Genomic DNA, 16,379 nt, shown 5'->3' with positions numbered 1-16,379 from the left:
GACGATCGAGACAGAGTCGACGGGAACCGGCCGCGCCCGCAGGGCGTGGCGCAGCCGGTCCTGCTTTTTCCAGACTTATTGCTTGGCCGCCGGCCACTCGGGCTTGCCCTTGACCAGATCCTGAGGCCAGACACCGATGAGCTGGCTGTTCTGCCACTGCACCATCAGCGGCGCCGCATGGGTATTCACGCCGTTCGCGTCGAACTCGACCACGCCGCCGGGCATCGACCCGGCAGCGCCGCGCGTGAACTTGCCCTTGTGGATGACCTGGGCCAGTTCGACCGGATCGGTCGTCGGATGCCCTTCCAGGGCCTCGGCGATGATGTACACGGCCGCAGCGTTGTCATGCGCCTCTTGAGGCATGAACTGGCCGTATTTCTTTTGATAGGCCTCGCCGACGGCGCCGTAATCGTCCGGGTTGGACGTGGTGACGCTGAAGACGCCGTTGACCGAAGCGCCCAGGACCTTCAGGAAGTCCGGCGTCACGTATCCGCCGGTGCCGCCGAACATCGGCAGGGTGCTGCCGGCCGATTTGAGGGCCCGCATCAGCAGCACGCCGTCGGTCACGTAGGCGATCGAGAAGGCGCTGTCCGCACCCGAGGCCTTGATCTTGGCGACGATGGGATTGGCGTCGGTGATCTCGGGCGAATAGCCCTCGAACAGCACGACCTGGGTCCCGTTCGCCTCGGCCTGCTTCTTCAGCGACTCGGCCTGGGTCGCGCCATAGGCGTTGTTCGCATAGACGATGGCGACCTTGCTGATCGGGGTGCCGTTGGCCTTCGAGACCTCCGACGCGTACCGGAACTGGGCCGTGCCCATCTTCGAAGCCGCCGCCGGCAGCTGGAAGAAGAATTTATAGCCCTGCTGGGTCAGCGTATCGGCGAACGAGGTGCTGAGCAGCGGAATCCGCGCCCGCTCGGTGACGCGCGCGATCGTTTCGGTCAGGCCGCTGGCATAGGCGCCCACCATGGCCAGGGGCTTCTCGTCCTTGGACAGGAAGTTGATGGCCGCGGACGCCGCCTTGGCCGGGTTGCTCGTGGCGTCGGCGATCGCCAGCTTCAGCTTCGCACCGCCCATCGACTTGATGCCGCCCGATTCGTTGATGTCGTCCACCGCAAGCTGGATGCCGCGCAGCGAGTTCTCGCCATTCTGCGCAGTGGCCCCGGTCAGCGGCAGGATGGTGCCGATGGTGATGGTTTCGGGGTACTTGGCGTCGGCGGCCAGGCTCTGGACGGCGGGGTATGCCAGGCCCACCACCGTCGCGATGCCCGCTGCCGCGAGCTTCATCCCCTTGGGGATGCCAAATAGACTTTTCTTCATGATTCCGTCTCCTGTTATTGAGGTGAAAACCACCCTGATTGAATGCAGCGTCCTGAAATACGGCGCCGCTCTTTCTTCCGGCCCGACCGGCCTGCGTCAATCCACCCCCACGGCGGATCAGCGGGACAGCCGGATGCCCGATCCTTTCTCGTGCGCCCGGGCCACGATGGCCGCGCCGCACACCACATCCTGCACGGCCAGCCCCTGGGACTCGAAAACGGTGATCTCGTCGTCACGCGCGCGCCCCGGCCGTTTGCCGATGAGCAGATCGCCCAGCGACCCGACACGCGCCATGTCCCATTGATTGGCAAGCAGATCGCCGGACTCCTTGCGGGCGACCTCCAGGTCATCCGCAAGAATCAGGCCGGCGCGTTCAAGCACGTCCCGGCCGATCTCTCTTTTTCGCGGATCATTCGACCCGATGGCATTGATGTGCACGCCGGGCTGCAGCCACGCGGCGTCGAACAGCGGCTCCGCCGACTGGGTCGCCGTCACGATGACGTCGGCGCACGCCGCCGCTGTCTTCGCATCGGCCGGCAGGAACCGCGCGCCCGGAAATTCACGCGACAGCCGCTCGATGAACGCGTCGCGCCGTCCCGGATCACGGCCCACGACGCGGACCTCGGCCATCGTCGGCTGGGCGCCCAGCAGGGCCCTAACCTGGTATTCGGCCTGGAACCCCGTCCCGTAGACGGACAGCACCACCGGATGCGGCTTGGCCATGGCCCGGGTCGCAACCGCGGTCGCGGCGCCGGTACGGATCTGGCCCAGGCGATTCGCCTCGACCAGCGCCAGCATCTCTCCGGTCGCCATCGAATAGAGCGTCAGCGTCAAGGTGGTGCCCTGCGTGGTCCCTCCCCCCGTCACGTAGCTCTTGACGCCCATCACCCCCACGGAAGGCGCACAGGCCCACATGACGTTCATGACGGCGGGCGCGACGGCCATGCGCACGCGGACCGCATTCGCGGCCTCGCCGCGCGCCAGGCTCTGGAACGCCGCGTCCACGCAGTCGACCGCCTGCGCCATGGGCAGCAGGTCCGCGACGGCTTCGTCATTCAGGTAAAGCGCCATGCATCATCCTTGCTTGGAAAGAAAAACCCCGCGGACGGGGCCGCCCAGACATTCACCGACCGCGCAACGCGCGCCATCCACGCGGCGCACAAGACGGCATTTCCGCCGCCGATGACCAGGACGTCGAGCATGATCGGCTCTCGAAGAGTTGCACATCCCGAAAGCTTAGGCGGCGCCGGCCAAGCCCGCTAGACGTCCATCCGGCAACCCCCCTTCACGACTCGTGAAGGCTGCGGGCGCCTCGATCCACTGCCCGCTTTCGACCAGCCCGCGCGTCAGGCTCCGGAACGCCGCGTCCACGCAGCCGACCGCCTGTGCCATGGGCAGCAGGTCCGCGACGGCTTCGTCATTCAGGTAAAGCGCCATGCATCATCCTTGCTTGTAGAGGAAAGCCCCGCGGACGGGGCCGCCCGGACGTTCACCGGCCGCGCCGTCAACCTTCTCTGGCCCCGGCCATCGCCTTGGACAGCAGACCGTCCGGCCGCCGCGCAGCGCCGGGCTGACGCACCGGCCATGCGAACTGCGGGGCCTCGCGGCGCAGGTACTGGCCGCTGCCGCGCTCGGCATGCAGCCGGCCGTCCTCGACGACCACCCGCCCGCGTGAAACGACGACTTCGGGCCAGCCCTTGATCACCCGGCCCTCGTACGGCGTATACCCGACCTGATCGTGCAGATCGTCGTAGGCGATACGGGTTTCCCGGTCCGGATTCCAGAGAGCGAGATCGGCATCCGCGCCGATCGCGATCCGCCCCTTGCGGGGAGACAGGCCGTACAGATCCGCGTGATTCGAGGCGGTGAGCTTGACGAACTGGTGGATGTCCATCCGGCCCTTGAGCACGCCCTCGCTGAACAGCAGCGGCAGGCGCAGCTCCAGCCCCGGCACGCCGTTGGCCATTTCCTTGAACGTCGTCTTGTCGCCCTTGGGCAGCTTGCCGGTTTCGTCGAAGCGGTACGGCGCGTGGTCGGAGGAATAGGTCAAGAGCGTGCCGTCCGCGAAGCCCTGCCAGACCGCTTCCTGCGACCCGGCATCGCGCGCCGGCGGCGAGCAGCAGAACTTGGCGCCTTCCAGGCCGGCGCGGTCCATGTCTTCGGCGGTCAGGAACAGATACTGAGGACAGCTTTCCGCCAGCACGTGCACGCCAAGGCTCTGGGCGCCGCGGATGACCTCGACGGTGCTCCCGCCGGCCACGTGGACGATCAGGATCGGCGTATCGACGAGGCGCGCCAGCGCGATGGCGCGGTTCGTGGCTTCCGCCTCGGCCAGCGGATCGTGCGCCACCGCATGGAACTTGGGCGCCGTGTGGCCGCGCTCGATCAGGCGCTTGGCCAGCCACTTGATGATGTCGTTGTTCTCGGCATGCACCATGACCAGCGCGCCGTGCTCGCGGGCCAGTTCGAACACGTCGAGCAACTGATAGTCATCCAGCCGCATCGCGTCATAGGTCATGTAGACCTTCAGCGACGTAATCCCGTCGCGGATGGCCTGCGGCAAATCGCGGGTCATGGTCTGTTCGTCGGGATTCGCGAGAATCAGATGGAAGCCGTAGTCGATCACCGCCTTGGTCCGCGCACGCTCGGCGTAGTCGCTCACCACGTCGGGAACCGACGTCCCCCGGTGCTGCGCCGCGAACGGGATGATCGTGGTGGTGCCGCCAAACGCGGCCGACACGGTGGCCGAATAGAAATCGTCGGCCCCCATGACGCCCATGCCGGACAACTGCTCCACGTGGCAATGACTGTCGATGCCGCCCGGCAGCACCCAGCGGCCGGCGGCATCGACGTCGCGCGCCCCCGGCGCCAGCCCCGGTCCGATGGCGGCGATGCGGCCGTCGCGCACCCCCACATCGCCTTCGATGATCGCATCGTCGGTCACGATGCGCCCATTGCGGATGGTCAGGTCGAAGCCCTGCGTCATGTCCGTGTCTCCCGCGTGCTTCATGCCAGAGGTTCGCCGGCGCCGACGCGCTCGACGATGAGCCGGTAGTGTTCCGGGCTGCGGTGCTTGGCGAAATTGAAGACGTGCTGGCGGAAATTCTCGCCAATCTGCAGGTCGGCCTTGGTCACGATCACCTCGTCTTCTTCCGTGATCGCACGGGCGACGATCTCGCCGGTGGGCGCGACGATGACCGAACTGCCGATCATGTGGAAGCCGTCTTCGGAGCCGCACTTGCCCGCCGCCGCGACCCACACGGCGTTCTGGTAGGCGCTGGCCTGCATGGAGATCAGGTGCGTGGACGTGCGCAGGTGGACGGGTTCGTTCCAGTGGATGTTGACCGACGGCGTGTTGTAGCCCAGGACCACGACCTCGGCGCTCTGCAAGGACAGCACCCGATACGTTTCGGGCCAGCGCCGGTCGTTGCACAGGCACATGCCAAAGAGCGTCTCGTCCAGGTTGAACACGCGGAAGCCGAGATCCCCGACTTCGAAGTATTTTTTCTCGAGATGCTGGAACGGCGCATCGAGCTTGTGATCGGAATGCCCCGGCAGGTGGATCTTGCGGTACTTGCCGGCGATGTTCCCGGCCTTATTCACGAGAATCGAGGTATTGAAGCGGCGGCCTTCCGGCGTGAGTTCGGCGTAACCCAGGTAAAAACTCATCTCGAGCTTGCGCGCCTCGTCGAACAGCGGCTGGACCTGCGGATTGGGCATGGTCTTTTCATAGAACCGGTCCAGTTCCTCCTGGTCCTCGATCCAGTAGCGCGGAAAGAACGTGGTCAGGGCGAGCTCGGGGAACACGACGTGTTCCGCGCCGCGGCTCTTTGCCTCGCGCAGCATTTCGATCAAGCGGCCGACCACGGCCTCGCGAGAATCGGCCAGATTCACGGCCCCCATCTGGGCGACGGCCAGGCCCAGCGTGCGATTGCTACTCATGTCGATACTTGCCTTCATGAAATCGGAAAACTTCCCCCGCGCCGTGCTGTCGGCCCACCCTCGCGCCGAGGGTCGCTTGTGCCTGGAACGGTCCGGAGGCATGAAATGACGGGCCTGTTCCGGCGCCGCATCCTGGTGGATCGCGCCGCCCGGCGGGCCGTGTCGCGTTGTGTTTTTGATTATCAGCCAGGGACTGAATCTTGCCGACTCAGTTTTTGTCGCCCTGCGTTAAGCCTGGGTTAAGACCGCATCGAAGCGGACGGGCCGGCCGGGGAACGCCGCGCGGGGTACGCGGGCTGGTTGAGGTTTGAACTGAAGGCCCGCGACGAAGGCCCGCCAGACTGGGGAGCAGGTGTCGCGGGCGAGTTGAAACGTCTGGCGCCGGGGGCTGAACGGCGCAGCGCAGTCCGTACTGCTACAGCGTCACCGTCCCTGCAATGCAGGTGACGACCTCGCCGCCCACCCAGATGTCCGAACCGGATTTCTGGACGTGCACACGCCCCGCGCGGCCCAGCGCCGTCCCCTGGGACGCCACATAGGATTCGGGCGCCTGGCCGCTGCCGATCAGCCACTGGGCGACACCGGCGTTCAGGCTGCCGGTGACCGGGTCCTCTGGAATGCCCAGGCCGGGTACGAAGGCCCGCACCTCGAACTGCGCGTCCGGGCCATCGACGGCCGGGTCCCAGGGCGCCACCACGCCCACCTTGAGATCGCCCAGCACCGCCATATCAGGCCGCAGATCCAGCACCTGCCGGCGCGACGCCAACCGCACCGCCAGCCAGCCGGGGCCGTTGTCCACCCACTGCGCTTCCAGGATTTCATCCGCGCCGACCCCCAGCCCGTCCGCGAGGCGCGGCAGCAGACCGGATTCGACCGCGCCGGAGCGCACCCGCGGCGGCGCGGCGAACGCCACCCGCGACCCGTCGAGGCGCAAGGTGATCAGGCCCGCCGGACATTCCTGGACGATCATGTCGCCGCGCGCCCGTCCCCCGCTGCCTAGCCACACCGCGCACGCGCCCAGCGTGGGATGCCCGGCAAAAGGCAGCTCTCTGCCCGGCGTGAAGATGCGCACCCGGTAGTCCGCCTGCGGCGTCGTCGGTTGCAGGAGAAAGATCGTCTCGCTCAGGTTCGTCCAGCGGGCGAACGCGGCCATCGTCTCGTCCGTCAACCCGTCGGCGGCGATCACCACCGCCAGGGGATTGCCCTTCAGGGGTTCGCTGGCAAAAACGTCTACTTGCTTGAAATCGAAGGTCGGCATGATATGGGGAGTTAGAGAGAGGATTTTTAATTCTCGCATCAATCCAGGACAGAACGGGATGGATATAATACTGTTTAAATATACAGTCATTTTACGCCATGGACGCCCCCGCCCCACTCTCTCTACAGCCCGCCGTCTGCCGCCACGTCCAGGTCCCGGCGCACTGCGGCTTTCCCAGCCCGGCCGAGGACCACGCGCAGAAGCGGATCGACCTGAACACCGTCCTGATCCAGCACCCCGAAGCCACCTTCTACATGCGCGCCCGGGGCGAATCCATGCGTGACGCCGGCATCAGCGACGGCGATTCCCTGGTCGTGGACCGCGCGCTGGAGGCCCGGCACGGCGACATCGTGGTGGCCGTCGTCGACGGCGATTTCACCATCAAGACCCTGCATCGCCAGGACGGTCAAGTGCGTCTGCAGGCAGCCAATCCCGCCTTCCAGGACATCGTGCCGCGCCACGGCCAGGAACTGCTCATCTGGGGAGTCGTCACATGGGTGCTCAAGCCCGCCGGCCGCCACCCCGCATCGCGCTGATCGACGGCAACAGCTTTTACTGCGCCTGCGAACGGGTCCTGCGCCCCTCGCTAGAGGGCAGGCCCGTCATCGTGCTGTCCAACAACGACGGCTGCGCCATCGCCCGCACGGCGGAAGCCAAAGCCCTGGGCATCGCCATGGGCGCCCCCTGGTTCAAGATCCAGCACCTGGAGGCCCGGGGACTGATCGCCATTTCCGCCAACTTCGCCCTGTACGGCGACATGAGCGACCGCATGATGCGCGTCATCGGCCAGTTCTCTCCCGCCCAGGAAATCTATTCCATCGACGAGTCCTTCCTGGACCTGACCGGCCTGCCCGGCACGGGCCGCGACATCGGCACCCAGATCCGCCACCGCGTGCTGCGCTGGGTCGGCATCCCCACCTGCGTCGGCATCGGCGCCACCAAGACCCTGGCCAAGCTCGCCAACCACCTGGCCAAATCCTTGCCGCGCCTGCAAGGCGTCTGCGACCTGTCCGGCCTGGGCCGGGCGGAACTGATGCGCGCCATCCGCCACGTGCCCATCCAGGACGTCTGGGGCGTAGGCCGCAAACTGGCGCCCAGTCTGGAATCATCCGGCATCCGCACCGCCGCCGATCTGGCCCTGGCCGACCGCCACGTCCTGCGGCGGCGGTACTCCATCATGCTGGCCAAGACCGCCCAGGAACTGTGCGGCGAACCCGCCCTCGACTGGGAAGACGCGCCTGCCCCCAAGCAGCAGATCATGTCCACCCGCAGTTTCGGCCTGCCCGTGCGCGAACTCGCAGAACTGGAACAGGCCGTCAGCCTGTTCACCAGCCGCGCCGCCGAGAAACTGCGGCTGCAACATTCCCACGCGTCCGCCGTGCAGGTCTATATCCGCACCAGCCGTTTCAAGACCGGACCGTGGCATGCCGACAGCGCAGTCGTGCCTTTGGATTCACCCACGGACAGCACGCCCACCCTGCTGCGCGCCGCGCTGAGCGGCTTGCGGTCGGTGTTCCGGCCAGGGTTCGACTACGCCAAGGCAGGGGTGTGCCTGCTGGATGTCAGACCGGCGGTGCCGATTGCCGCGCAGGGGGAGTTGTTTGATTTTGAATCGTCGGGAGACGCGGCTCGGTCTGGACGGGCCATGGCGGTGGTGGATCAGTTGAATCAGCGGTTCGGCAGCCGGATGGTTCAGGTGGCGAGCGCTTTGCACGAAGCGGATGCGCGGTGGCTGATGCGGCAGGCGCACCGGTCGCCGAGCTATACGACGGTGTGGAGGGATGTGGTGGAGGTGGGGTGAGGCTGGGTGTTTCCCCGAGGTTTGATGCTTGGTAGTGTCTGGTAGTGTTAGTGTTTATTACGGGGCGGGGATTGGGTGCTTTCGGCCAGAAGCAGTCTTTCGAGGGAAATCCTGCAAAACTTACTTGCGCCTGCCCGTTCTAGCGGAGCAACTGATTTTGCAGTTGCAGTAGGCTCACCAGCGTAGACCGCTGGTTATTTCGGATCTAACTTTCTTTCCAAGCCACCCTAAGTGCAGATCGGCCAAAACTGAAAGTGTTAGTCACTCCACAGGCAATACGACCCGCATGCGTCTATATTATGTAACACAGATAAAGAGTGAGAAAAATGGAATTTTGGGCCCGCCGTCAACGTGACACTAACCAGTTAGCACGAATCATAGGGCAGTACGTACTCAATAAACGCTCCCCCACGAGCAACCATTTGTACGCACTCTCCAAGCTGTCGTGGATAACCAATAGTTACAGCGGAACGGACGCCGGCTACATAACCAGCACCAAAATTCCAGCACTGGGGGAGCTTCTTGGATGTGATTACGGCCCTAATGCAACGCTTGGGTCCATAGCCGAGCATGCAAGTAAAGAGCTTGGTAGCAATCAGGTCCGGCGACTTATTCTTGGACACACTGGGTTCACAAACTTCTACAAGGCCTATCGAAACAGTGTCCGGGAATGGATCCATCTTCACCATGGAAAGCTACTACCGCTGTACCGCGCCGCGCTCAAAGCCAAAAATGCTAGAGATCGACTTGATCTAATTTCTGCCATTGAAAAGTTACCTGGCATCCCGAAGGCGAACCACCCCACACAGACTATGCGGCCGGAGTACTTCCTTACTCCCGTGTTCTTTATGCTTGACCCTCAGGTGAAGTTTCCCATCATCAACGGGAATGAAGGAGTTCGTAAATTGCTGGAAAAACTGGATGTGGGAAGTAGTGATCTCACCATAAAATACAAGGCTATGGTGGGGTTGTACGGCCAAGGCGGTGTCAAGGATGCAGCAGATTTGGACCAGTTGGGCCGTCACTTGCCTGATTTTTTTGACTCACCTCGGGGAAAAGCCACGAAGCAGTTATTGCGGAGTCGTAGCGACAACCAGCGCGATCTAACTTTGAAAGACGAAGCGGACTACTTAGCAGCCAAAGAGGCAACTACTATCGTTCATCGCAAGATCCACAATCAGCTTACCAATACTCTGCACGAAACCCTAGGACAACGCCTATCCATCTTCGAAGGCATCAACGACTGTATGTTTGACGCTATGGTGAGCGGCTACAACGGCGATGATAACTTGCTGATCGAGGTGAAGAGCTCGATTGAGCTTCCACACCTACGCATGGCGATAGGCCAACTTCTAAACTATTGGTTTCAGCTGTATCCAGAAAAAGACCACCACTTGGCTGTTTTGGTGCCACAGCAACCGTCGGCATCTGCAATCCAATTTTTAGATTGGATGAAAATTGGCACTCTTTGGTTTGAGGAAAAAAAGCTCAAAACTTGCACCCATTGGCTCGATTGTATCGCTGAGATGGATTAGTAAAAAAACAAAAAGAAAAATCCGCACCTCCAACCGATCAATTTTAGCTATCCGATGAGAGTTGCCGGCCAAGGCTGGGCATTGCTTTAACCCATAGTTTTTGGTTGTCCTAAGCATGAATAAAAAACTCTGTTCGACGATGTCGATTATATTTAATTTTTTTTGGCGAGACGAGAAGAGTAAGATGGATGGTTTACTGAAAAAACTAAACGAAATTGCTAAAGAAATTGATATTTTAGGGAAAGAGGTCTACCCTGAGCTACAGGGTGATATGCGGGATGATTTTCATTTTATGTGTAAATCATTCTTAAAAAGACAGCTGACTCAGCTAGGAAGCTTAGTTCTTTTGGAAGATCGAGACGATGTCATCTTGATCGCCAGAAGCATGTTCGAAGGTTCATTGTATTTATCTTATTCTTTAAAGGATAAAGAAATGTGCCGAAGATGGCGACTATTTTCTTGTGTTGTTGATATTAAGCGCATGGATAAATCCGATGACCCAATACCCGAAGATGTGGTTAAAATAATAGACTCACTGAGACCGGAGGTCGATAAACTATTCAAAAAAGAAAATGGAGAATACCAATGGAATTGGTATGGCGATAAATCAATAAAGAAAATCGCCAATCTTGTTGACTCCCATTATCTATATCTGTATGAAACTTATTATAGCCCCATGTCGGAATATCATCATTGGGCAACAGCGGCCTTCGGAAAGCGATATAGGCTGGATGGCAGTGAGGTTGTTGAGATGCATAGTGATGAGGTTAAATTAGAGCGATCTAGTGCTTTGTGCATGGCTTTATCTTCAGTGTTTTCAACATTAAAACTTGGCTCCAAAGTATTAGGCGGAAATAGCTGCCACCAGGAGAAAATTAATGCCCTTGCTAAAAAACTAGAGAACCTAGAAGGCACCATCACCCGTAAAATTAATATAAAAAGTTCGATCCATGGTAACCGCTAAAGCGTACCGCTGATTTCTAGCGCTAGATTTTTAGCTCTCTTGTCGAGCAGATCGCTCACTGACTGCAACGGGTCGGAAGCGGTCAGCCGCAACCGGCGGTTTCCGACCCTTTGCTGTCAGTCAGCCGAATTTCGTGAAGATCTGCTGTGCAGCAAGTGCAGACAACCGGATATCATCTTTGTTTTGCCCTAAGCGGAAGCTTAACTTCCCATGCAAGCTCCATGACACATACAGAAAGATTAAAGGGTGAACTGTCGATCGAATTCACACCCGATCTCAATCGAATGACTGAAGAGCAAATCTTGATCTTCTATAGGAGTCTGCACCATCTCCTTCATTCATATATAGCTGGATATGAACTAAGCCGGAAGATATTTCTAGTGCTGGACAACAGCATCGTGCAGGATTTTAAGCATCTTGAAGACCAGAGGCGCCGCCCCAGAGCAATGGCTTACGCTGCATTCTGCCGATTTGTAGCACAGTGGAGCGATTTGCCAAGCTATCTGGCAGTATCGCCAGTCGCTCTCTATGAGCACGGTGGCCGTAAGCCGGCGAGTTCTCCAGAGAATGCCATCGGCCGATTTATCCAGGTGCAAACGATACTGCGCTATTGTGGACTCCCTGTCGCAATGATTGGCTTCGACGACGGGAATACACTTTACAGGCGGATGCTGGACGTTCACGCGGACGCGGACTATCTGGAGGTCTTTGCTAATCAAATCGAGCAGTCCGAGTGGGAACGTGATCTGCGTGCCTGGCACGGTGGTGAGATTCTGGCAGCAGCCTGGGCCGACAAGGCGATCCCAGAAGACATGCCGCTTAGGTACTTCGACCCGTTCTACATCCGAAGGGTTTTCGGAAGTCGAATCGAAGGACATATAGCAGACCAGTCTGAGGGGGTTTTCAACCATCAGCCAATAAGAACGGGAAAAATTACGGCTTCGTTAGCTAAACTGAACACCATTACGAAAAAGGGGATACTACAAGGCTTGGGGGACATTGATCTGCTTCAGATTTGCGATATCAGTCGGCAGTACAAGCAGCCGCTGGACTACCTTCTTCTCGGTCAAACATTCGACGCTGATTTAGCAGAGACTCTCCGGTTTCATCATTGTCTAATTGAAGGCAGGAGCGTTGTCGGCGGAACTCCTGACGTGAACCGCCAGATTGAGAACATGGTCAGTTTCATGTTTTCCAGCCCATTTTCTGAACATAAGAAAAGGCTCGAACGAATCATTCCGTTGGCAGATGAATTTGCCGACCATGTCGCGCTGCTGTGTCGAAACGCAGTGAAAGAGAAAAAAATCTCTGATGTAACGCATTGAACCGTTGATTGATAGAAGTCTTTCCCGACGCAGGACAGTCATTGGAAGTACCGAGATTCGCGTTGAGGCATTGATGCTACATTCGCAAGTGAATCAACAGATGGTACGCGGCTTGCGTTCTGCATATGGCCAGTGAGTTGGCAATGGCCACTACCACAGTCTGAAGCTGCCTGTGAGGTAGTGTGACTTAACGACCGCTTCTGGCCGACACCAGCCCCCTACCCCCTCAACGCCCGCTCCACCCCCGCCACATCGATCTTCCCCATCTCCATCATCGCCTCGAACGCCCGTTTCGCCGCCGCGCGGTCCGGGTGCTTCAGCGCCTCCGACAACACCCGGGGCGTGATCTGCCAAGAAATCCCCCACTTGTCCTTGCACCAGCCGCAGACGCTTTCCCGGCCACCGTTGTCGACGATGGCATTCCATAAGCGGTCGGTCTCGGCCTGGTCATCGGTCGCGACCTGGAACGAAAACGATTCGTTGTGGCTGAACACCGGGCCGCCGTTCAAGCCCAGGCAGGGGATGCCCAGGACGGTGAACTCGACGGTCAGGACATCACCTTCCTTGCCCGAGGGATAGTTGCCGGGCGCATGGACGATGTCGCCCACGGCGCTGTCGGGGAAGGTCTGGGCATAGAACCGGGCCGCCTCCAGGGCGGCGCCGTCGTACCAGAGGCAAATCGTGTTTTTACGGATCATTGATCGCTCCTGTGAAACGACGCATGCTGCGCCTGCAACGTCCGAATCCGGGCCACCGCCTGACGGTCGGCCACGGCGGCATCCATCATGGCGGCCACGTCGGCCTTCAAAGCCGTGCGCGATCCGTCATCCAGGTAAATCATGTGCCCGGAGGGATAGCAGCGCGTGGTCAGGTTCTTGCGCAAGGCCGGCTCGACCAGCGGCATGTCCTGCAGATCCCGTTCGGTCTGGAAGAACGGCGTGACGAAATCATAGTAGCCGTTGGCGGACAGCACTTTCAGGTCCACGTTCAGGCTCATCGTCGCCGCCAGATCGCCTGCGGTGTACAGCACCACGTTCCCCTGGGCGTCCATGCCCTTCTGCGCCCCGGTGGGGTCCACATGATGGAAATCCCAATACTGAAACGCCTGGTCATTGAGATCCGTAAAGGATGAAGCCGAGGTGAACTTCAGTTCGCCGTTCAGGTAGTGATGCCACATGGCCGTGTACACGCCCGACACGGCCGTCATGGCCGGATCGTTGCCGCCCGAGTTGGGCGAGATGTGGCGGGCGATCCCCGTGTCGACGCCGGTTACGCGGCCGTCATACGCGCCGATCGCGCGGCCCTGGTCATGCAGCAGCCGCAGCAGAAACAGGGTGTGGCCCTCGCCATCTCCGGCGGCGATGTCCAGGCGCCAGGACATCAGCGTCGGCGGGTCGATGCCGGTGTACTGGCTCAGCCGTTCCAGCGTCTCCGCGGCCATATGCGGATAGGCCCGCAGCGCCTGGTCGAAGTCGCCTCGCGCAAAAGCGCACACGGTGTCCATCAAGGCCGGCAGTGTGTCGGGCACGGGATGCAGGCCCAGCTTGTGGTGATACCAGGCATCCGCCGACGCAGTGGGCAGCGCGCCCACAGGGTCACCGGCGCGCGCATAGTCCAGGATCGAGGACTGCAGGGTCACGCCATTCAGATCCACGCCGTCCTCGTGCAAGGCATAGGACAGGGCGGCGCTGCGGGCCGTGCCATAGGATTCGCCGAACAGGAATTTGGGCGAGTTCCAGCGGTCGTAGACGGTCAGGTAGCGCTTGATGAACTGCTTGAGCGAAGCGACGTCCTGGTCCACGCCCCAGAAATCGCGGTTCTTCCACGGCGCGACGGCCGCCGAATAGCCCGTCCCGACGGGGTTGATGAACACCAGGTCGCTGCGGTCGAGCAGGCTGTCGGGATTGTCTTCCAGCGTGTAGGGCGCGGGCGGCGTGAAATCGGGCATGGACGTCCGGATGCGCCGGGGCGCGAACGAGCCCAGCAGGACGAAGACCGACGACGAACCGGGCCCGCCGTTGTAGAAGAAGGTGACCGGCCGCTCGTGCGCCGCATCGCCATCCAGGGTGAAGGCCACATAGAAGATCTTCGCGCTGGGGCGCGAACTGCCGGCATCCACGGCGGCCAGATGGCCGACTCGGGCGGTGTAGCCCAACGTCCGGCCGCCCAGGCGCAAGGCGTGATGCGTCACCGCGGCGCGTTCCGTCGTATCCGTCACGGCATCATCCGGACCATTGCCGTACGCCGTTGGATCGGAATAGGGTTGGTCTTTCATGTCGCCCTCCCGGGAAACGTCTGACTGGCCCCCTGCCCTCGGCTTCATTTAACCGCCCGCGCCCCGGCCGGGGCAAGCGTGGTAATGGGTGCTTACCGATCCTCTCGCAACACGTCGTGATTGCGCTGCTCGATGACTTCCCGGGTGCGATCACTGGTGCATGCGGTCGGTTCCAGCCGGATATCGCGGTAACCCAGCACCGGACCCTCCGCAGCGCGCGGTCCCATCCACTCGATGGGGCGGCCGCTGCGCTTGTCCACCATCTGGATGGGTCCGCCGCCCGGTTCGCTCCCGGCCCACTGATCTCCCCACTGCATCAAGGCGACCAGGATCGGGTACAGAGCCTCGCCCTTCGGGGTCAGGCGGTATTCGAAGAAACGCTCGCCCTCCAGGGGCTGCTTGCTCAGGATGCCGTGCTCGACCAGATGGTTCAGGCGGTTGGTCAGCACATTGCGGGCGATGCCCAGGCGGCGCTGGAAGACATCGAACCGGGTGGTGCCCAGGGTGCATTCGCGCACGATCATCAGGCTCCACCACTCTCCGACGATGTCGAGAGAGCGGGCGATGGAGCAATCGATGGCGGACAGGTCTTTGCGGTACATGCGGCCATCTTATCACCCGCAAGTTTCGTGACGAAACTTATTGAACAAATAGGAGTATAGTTGCGTCACGAAACTATACGCCGACCACCACACCATCAAGCCCTGATCGGCGGTCTCGACCTGTCTTCAATCCGCCCTACCCGCAGAGCCTCACAAGGGCTCAGGAGTCTCCCCCATGGATCGCCATCTGCTCACACTCGCCCTGGGAATGTTCGCCATCGGAACCGACAGTTTCGTGGTGGCCGGCATCCTCCCCCTCATCGCCGATTCGATGCACGCCCCCATCCCCACGGTCGGCCAGATGGTGACGCTGTATGCCATCTCCTACGCCGTGCTCTCGCCGGTCATCGCCGCCCTCGCCGCCCACTGGTCCCGCAAGGGGCTGCTGATGGGCGGCATGGCGGTCTTCATCCTCGGCAATGTGATGACGGCGCTGGCCCCCACACTTTCCGTGCTGCTGGGCAGCCGCCTCATCACGGGACTCGGCGCCGCGATGTTCGGCCCGACCGCCACGGCGGTAGGCGCCTCGCTGGTTCCGCCGGCACAGAGAGGGCGGGCGCTGGCCATCGTGATCGCTGGACTGACCAGCGCCACAGCGCTCGGCTCCCCGATCGGCACATTCCTGGGGGGCCTGGGCGACTGGCGGATCACCTTGTGGTTCGTCACGGCGCTCGGCATCCTGGCCGCCGTCGGCGTCGGGCTGCTGCTGCCCAGCCTGCCCATTCCTCCGGCCATCAGCCTGCGCCAACGGCTGGCCCCGCTGACCGACAGCCGCGTGACGCTCACCTTGCTGACCACCCTGCTGGCCTACGGCGGCTTTTTCACCGTCTACACCTACATCGGCGTGTCATTCGACCGCGCCACCCTGGGCAACGGCGACCGGCTGGCGCTGCTGCTGCTGATCTGGGGTTGCGCGGCGACCGCGGGCAATCTGGTCGCGGGCAAGCTGACGGATCGACTGGGCAGCCGTCGCCTCATCAATGGCGCGCTGTGCCTGACCGTGATCGACTTCGCCTTGCTGCCCTGGAGCAGCAGCAGCCTGGCGAGTGCGATCCCGGCGTTGATCGTCTGGGCGTTCTGCGGCTGGGGACTGCTGGTGCCGCAACAGCATCGCCTGCTGGCGATCTTCCCTGCCCTGGGCGCATTGCTGATGGGGCTGAATTCCGCCGCGATCTATCTGGGCGTCTCTGCCTCGGGCATTCTGGGCGGCCTGGGGATTCAATTCGCCGATGCGCACCACCTGGGCTGGATCAGCGCGGTGCTGATCGCCCTGGCGTTTTTGTGTGCCGAGGGAGCGCATCGGCGGATGGCCCGATCGGAAGGCGCCGCCCCACGCTGACAGCCAAGGGGCGGCCGG

The 16,379-nt window shown here is 61.5% G+C and carries 15 protein-coding genes and 1 pseudogene; 6 read left to right on the top strand and 10 right to left on the bottom strand.

Annotated features, from left to right (window positions below; genetic code table 11):
• Positions 1-75 precede the first annotated feature (75 nt).
• From ACFO0J_RS10180 to ACFO0J_RS10150, 7 genes are all read right to left on the bottom strand, one after another.
• Positions 76-1,320 carry an ABC transporter substrate-binding protein gene (locus ACFO0J_RS10180; RefSeq protein ID WP_376812952.1) on the bottom strand — a complete coding sequence of 415 codons (1,245 nt, stop codon included), beginning with the start codon at positions 1,318-1,320 and terminating at the stop codon, positions 76-78.
• A gap of 117 nt (positions 1,321-1,437) precedes the next feature.
• Complete coding sequence (locus ACFO0J_RS10175; protein ID WP_376812951.1) at positions 1,438-2,391, bottom strand: ornithine cyclodeaminase family protein; 954 nt, start codon at positions 2,389-2,391, stop codon at positions 1,438-1,440.
• Complete coding sequence (locus ACFO0J_RS10170; RefSeq protein WP_376812950.1) at positions 2,376-2,522, bottom strand: hypothetical protein; 147 nt, start codon at positions 2,520-2,522, stop codon at positions 2,376-2,378. Before ACFO0J_RS10170 ends, ACFO0J_RS10175 begins: the two co-directional genes overlap by 16 nt.
• Before the next feature lie 34 nt (positions 2,523-2,556).
• The gene (locus ACFO0J_RS10165) at positions 2,557-2,757 is read right to left on the bottom strand and encodes a hypothetical protein (protein WP_376812949.1); all 201 of its coding nucleotides are present in this window, start codon (positions 2,755-2,757) and stop codon (positions 2,557-2,559) included.
• Between the two features lie 67 nt (positions 2,758-2,824).
• Entirely contained in the window at positions 2,825-4,330 is a 1,506-nt protein-coding gene (gene hydA / locus ACFO0J_RS10160) for a dihydropyrimidinase (RefSeq protein ID WP_376812948.1), read from the bottom strand.
• Complete coding sequence (locus ACFO0J_RS10155; RefSeq protein ID WP_376812947.1) at positions 4,327-5,262, bottom strand: N-carbamoyl-D-amino-acid hydrolase; 936 nt, start codon at positions 5,260-5,262, stop codon at positions 4,327-4,329. Before ACFO0J_RS10155 ends, hydA begins: the two co-directional genes overlap by 4 nt.
• 415 nt (positions 5,263-5,677) lie before the next feature.
• The gene (locus tag ACFO0J_RS10150) at positions 5,678-6,520 is read right to left on the bottom strand and encodes a PhzF family phenazine biosynthesis protein (RefSeq protein WP_376812946.1); all 843 of its coding nucleotides are present in this window, start codon (positions 6,518-6,520) and stop codon (positions 5,678-5,680) included.
• 98 nt (positions 6,521-6,618) lie between these two features.
• Between ACFO0J_RS10150 and ACFO0J_RS10145 the strand changes: the two genes are divergently transcribed.
• From ACFO0J_RS10145 to ACFO0J_RS10125, 5 genes are all read left to right on the top strand, one after another.
• The gene (locus ACFO0J_RS10145) at positions 6,619-7,056 is read left to right on the top strand and encodes a LexA family protein (protein ID WP_376812945.1); all 438 of its coding nucleotides are present in this window, start codon (positions 6,619-6,621) and stop codon (positions 7,054-7,056) included.
• The gene (locus ACFO0J_RS10140; RefSeq protein WP_376812944.1) at positions 7,014-8,321 is read left to right on the top strand and encodes a Y-family DNA polymerase; all 1,308 of its coding nucleotides are present in this window, start codon (positions 7,014-7,016) and stop codon (positions 8,319-8,321) included. The genes ACFO0J_RS10145 and ACFO0J_RS10140 overlap by 43 nt, the downstream gene beginning before the upstream one ends.
• A gap of 326 nt (positions 8,322-8,647) precedes the next feature.
• Complete coding sequence (locus tag ACFO0J_RS10135) at positions 8,648-9,856, top strand: hypothetical protein (protein ID WP_376812943.1); 1,209 nt, start codon at positions 8,648-8,650, stop codon at positions 9,854-9,856.
• Between the two features lie 184 nt (positions 9,857-10,040).
• Positions 10,041-10,820, top strand: coding sequence for a DUF5677 domain-containing protein (locus tag ACFO0J_RS10130; RefSeq protein ID WP_376812942.1), 780 nt, complete (start codon positions 10,041-10,043; stop codon positions 10,818-10,820).
• Between the two features lie 221 nt (positions 10,821-11,041).
• Complete coding sequence (locus ACFO0J_RS10125) at positions 11,042-12,145, top strand: hypothetical protein (protein WP_376812941.1); 1,104 nt, start codon at positions 11,042-11,044, stop codon at positions 12,143-12,145.
• A 218-nt stretch (positions 12,146-12,363) separates the two neighbouring features.
• On the opposite strand, the gene ACFO0J_RS10120 is transcribed toward ACFO0J_RS10125, so the two are convergent.
• From ACFO0J_RS10120 to ACFO0J_RS10110, 3 genes and pseudogenes are all read right to left on the bottom strand, one after another.
• Entirely contained in the window at positions 12,364-12,843 is a 480-nt protein-coding gene (locus tag ACFO0J_RS10120) for a VOC family protein (protein WP_376812940.1), read from the bottom strand.
• Positions 12,840-14,417 (bottom strand): annotated as a pseudogene (locus tag ACFO0J_RS10115) (S10 family peptidase); the annotation flags it as partial. The gene ACFO0J_RS10120 and the pseudogene ACFO0J_RS10115, both read right to left, overlap by 4 nt.
• Before the next feature lie 95 nt (positions 14,418-14,512).
• Entirely contained in the window at positions 14,513-15,022 is a 510-nt protein-coding gene (locus ACFO0J_RS10110; protein ID WP_376812938.1) for a winged helix-turn-helix transcriptional regulator, read from the bottom strand.
• 175 nt (positions 15,023-15,197) lie between these two features.
• Between ACFO0J_RS10110 and ACFO0J_RS10105 the strand changes: the two genes are divergently transcribed.
• Complete coding sequence (locus ACFO0J_RS10105) at positions 15,198-16,361, top strand: MFS transporter (RefSeq protein WP_376812937.1); 1,164 nt, start codon at positions 15,198-15,200, stop codon at positions 16,359-16,361.
• The last annotated feature ends 18 nt before the right edge of the window (positions 16,362-16,379 follow it).

It is taken from the genome of Castellaniella hirudinis, assembly GCF_042651965.1.
Lineage (GTDB): Bacteria > Pseudomonadota > Gammaproteobacteria > Burkholderiales > Burkholderiaceae_B > Castellaniella > Castellaniella hirudinis.
Note: the sequence above shows the minus strand (reverse complement) of the source record. Positions and strands in the feature narration are given on the sequence as shown.

Bases quoted from the DNA above. Each gene is read 5' to 3' on its own strand.
- ACFO0J_RS10180 (WP_376812952.1), bottom strand. From the start codon at position 1,320: ATGAAGAAAAGTCTATTTGGCATCCCCAAGGGGATGAAGCTCGCGGCA.
- ACFO0J_RS10175 (WP_376812951.1), bottom strand. From the start codon at position 2,391: ATGGCGCTTTACCTGAATGACGAAGCCGTCGCGGACCTGCTGCCCATG.
- ACFO0J_RS10170 (WP_376812950.1), bottom strand. From the start codon at position 2,522: ATGCTCGACGTCCTGGTCATCGGCGGCGGAAATGCCGTCTTGTGCGCC.
- ACFO0J_RS10165 (WP_376812949.1), bottom strand. From the start codon at position 2,757: ATGGCGCTTTACCTGAATGACGAAGCCGTCGCGGACCTGCTGCCCATG.
- hydA (WP_376812948.1), bottom strand. From the start codon at position 4,330: ATGAAGCACGCGGGAGACACGGACATGACGCAGGGCTTCGACCTGACC.
- ACFO0J_RS10155 (WP_376812947.1), bottom strand. From the start codon at position 5,262: ATGAGTAGCAATCGCACGCTGGGCCTGGCCGTCGCCCAGATGGGGGCC.
- ACFO0J_RS10150 (WP_376812946.1), bottom strand. From the start codon at position 6,520: ATGCCGACCTTCGATTTCAAGCAAGTAGACGTTTTTGCCAGCGAACCC.
- ACFO0J_RS10145 (WP_376812945.1), top strand. From the start codon at position 6,619: ATGGACGCCCCCGCCCCACTCTCTCTACAGCCCGCCGTCTGCCGCCAC.
- ACFO0J_RS10140 (WP_376812944.1), top strand. From the start codon at position 7,014: ATGGGTGCTCAAGCCCGCCGGCCGCCACCCCGCATCGCGCTGATCGAC.
- ACFO0J_RS10135 (WP_376812943.1), top strand. From the start codon at position 8,648: ATGGAATTTTGGGCCCGCCGTCAACGTGACACTAACCAGTTAGCACGA.
- ACFO0J_RS10130 (WP_376812942.1), top strand. From the start codon at position 10,041: ATGGATGGTTTACTGAAAAAACTAAACGAAATTGCTAAAGAAATTGAT.
- ACFO0J_RS10125 (WP_376812941.1), top strand. From the start codon at position 11,042: ATGACACATACAGAAAGATTAAAGGGTGAACTGTCGATCGAATTCACA.
- ACFO0J_RS10120 (WP_376812940.1), bottom strand. From the start codon at position 12,843: ATGATCCGTAAAAACACGATTTGCCTCTGGTACGACGGCGCCGCCCTG.
- ACFO0J_RS10110 (WP_376812938.1), bottom strand. From the start codon at position 15,022: ATGTACCGCAAAGACCTGTCCGCCATCGATTGCTCCATCGCCCGCTCT.
- ACFO0J_RS10105 (WP_376812937.1), top strand. From the start codon at position 15,198: ATGGATCGCCATCTGCTCACACTCGCCCTGGGAATGTTCGCCATCGGA.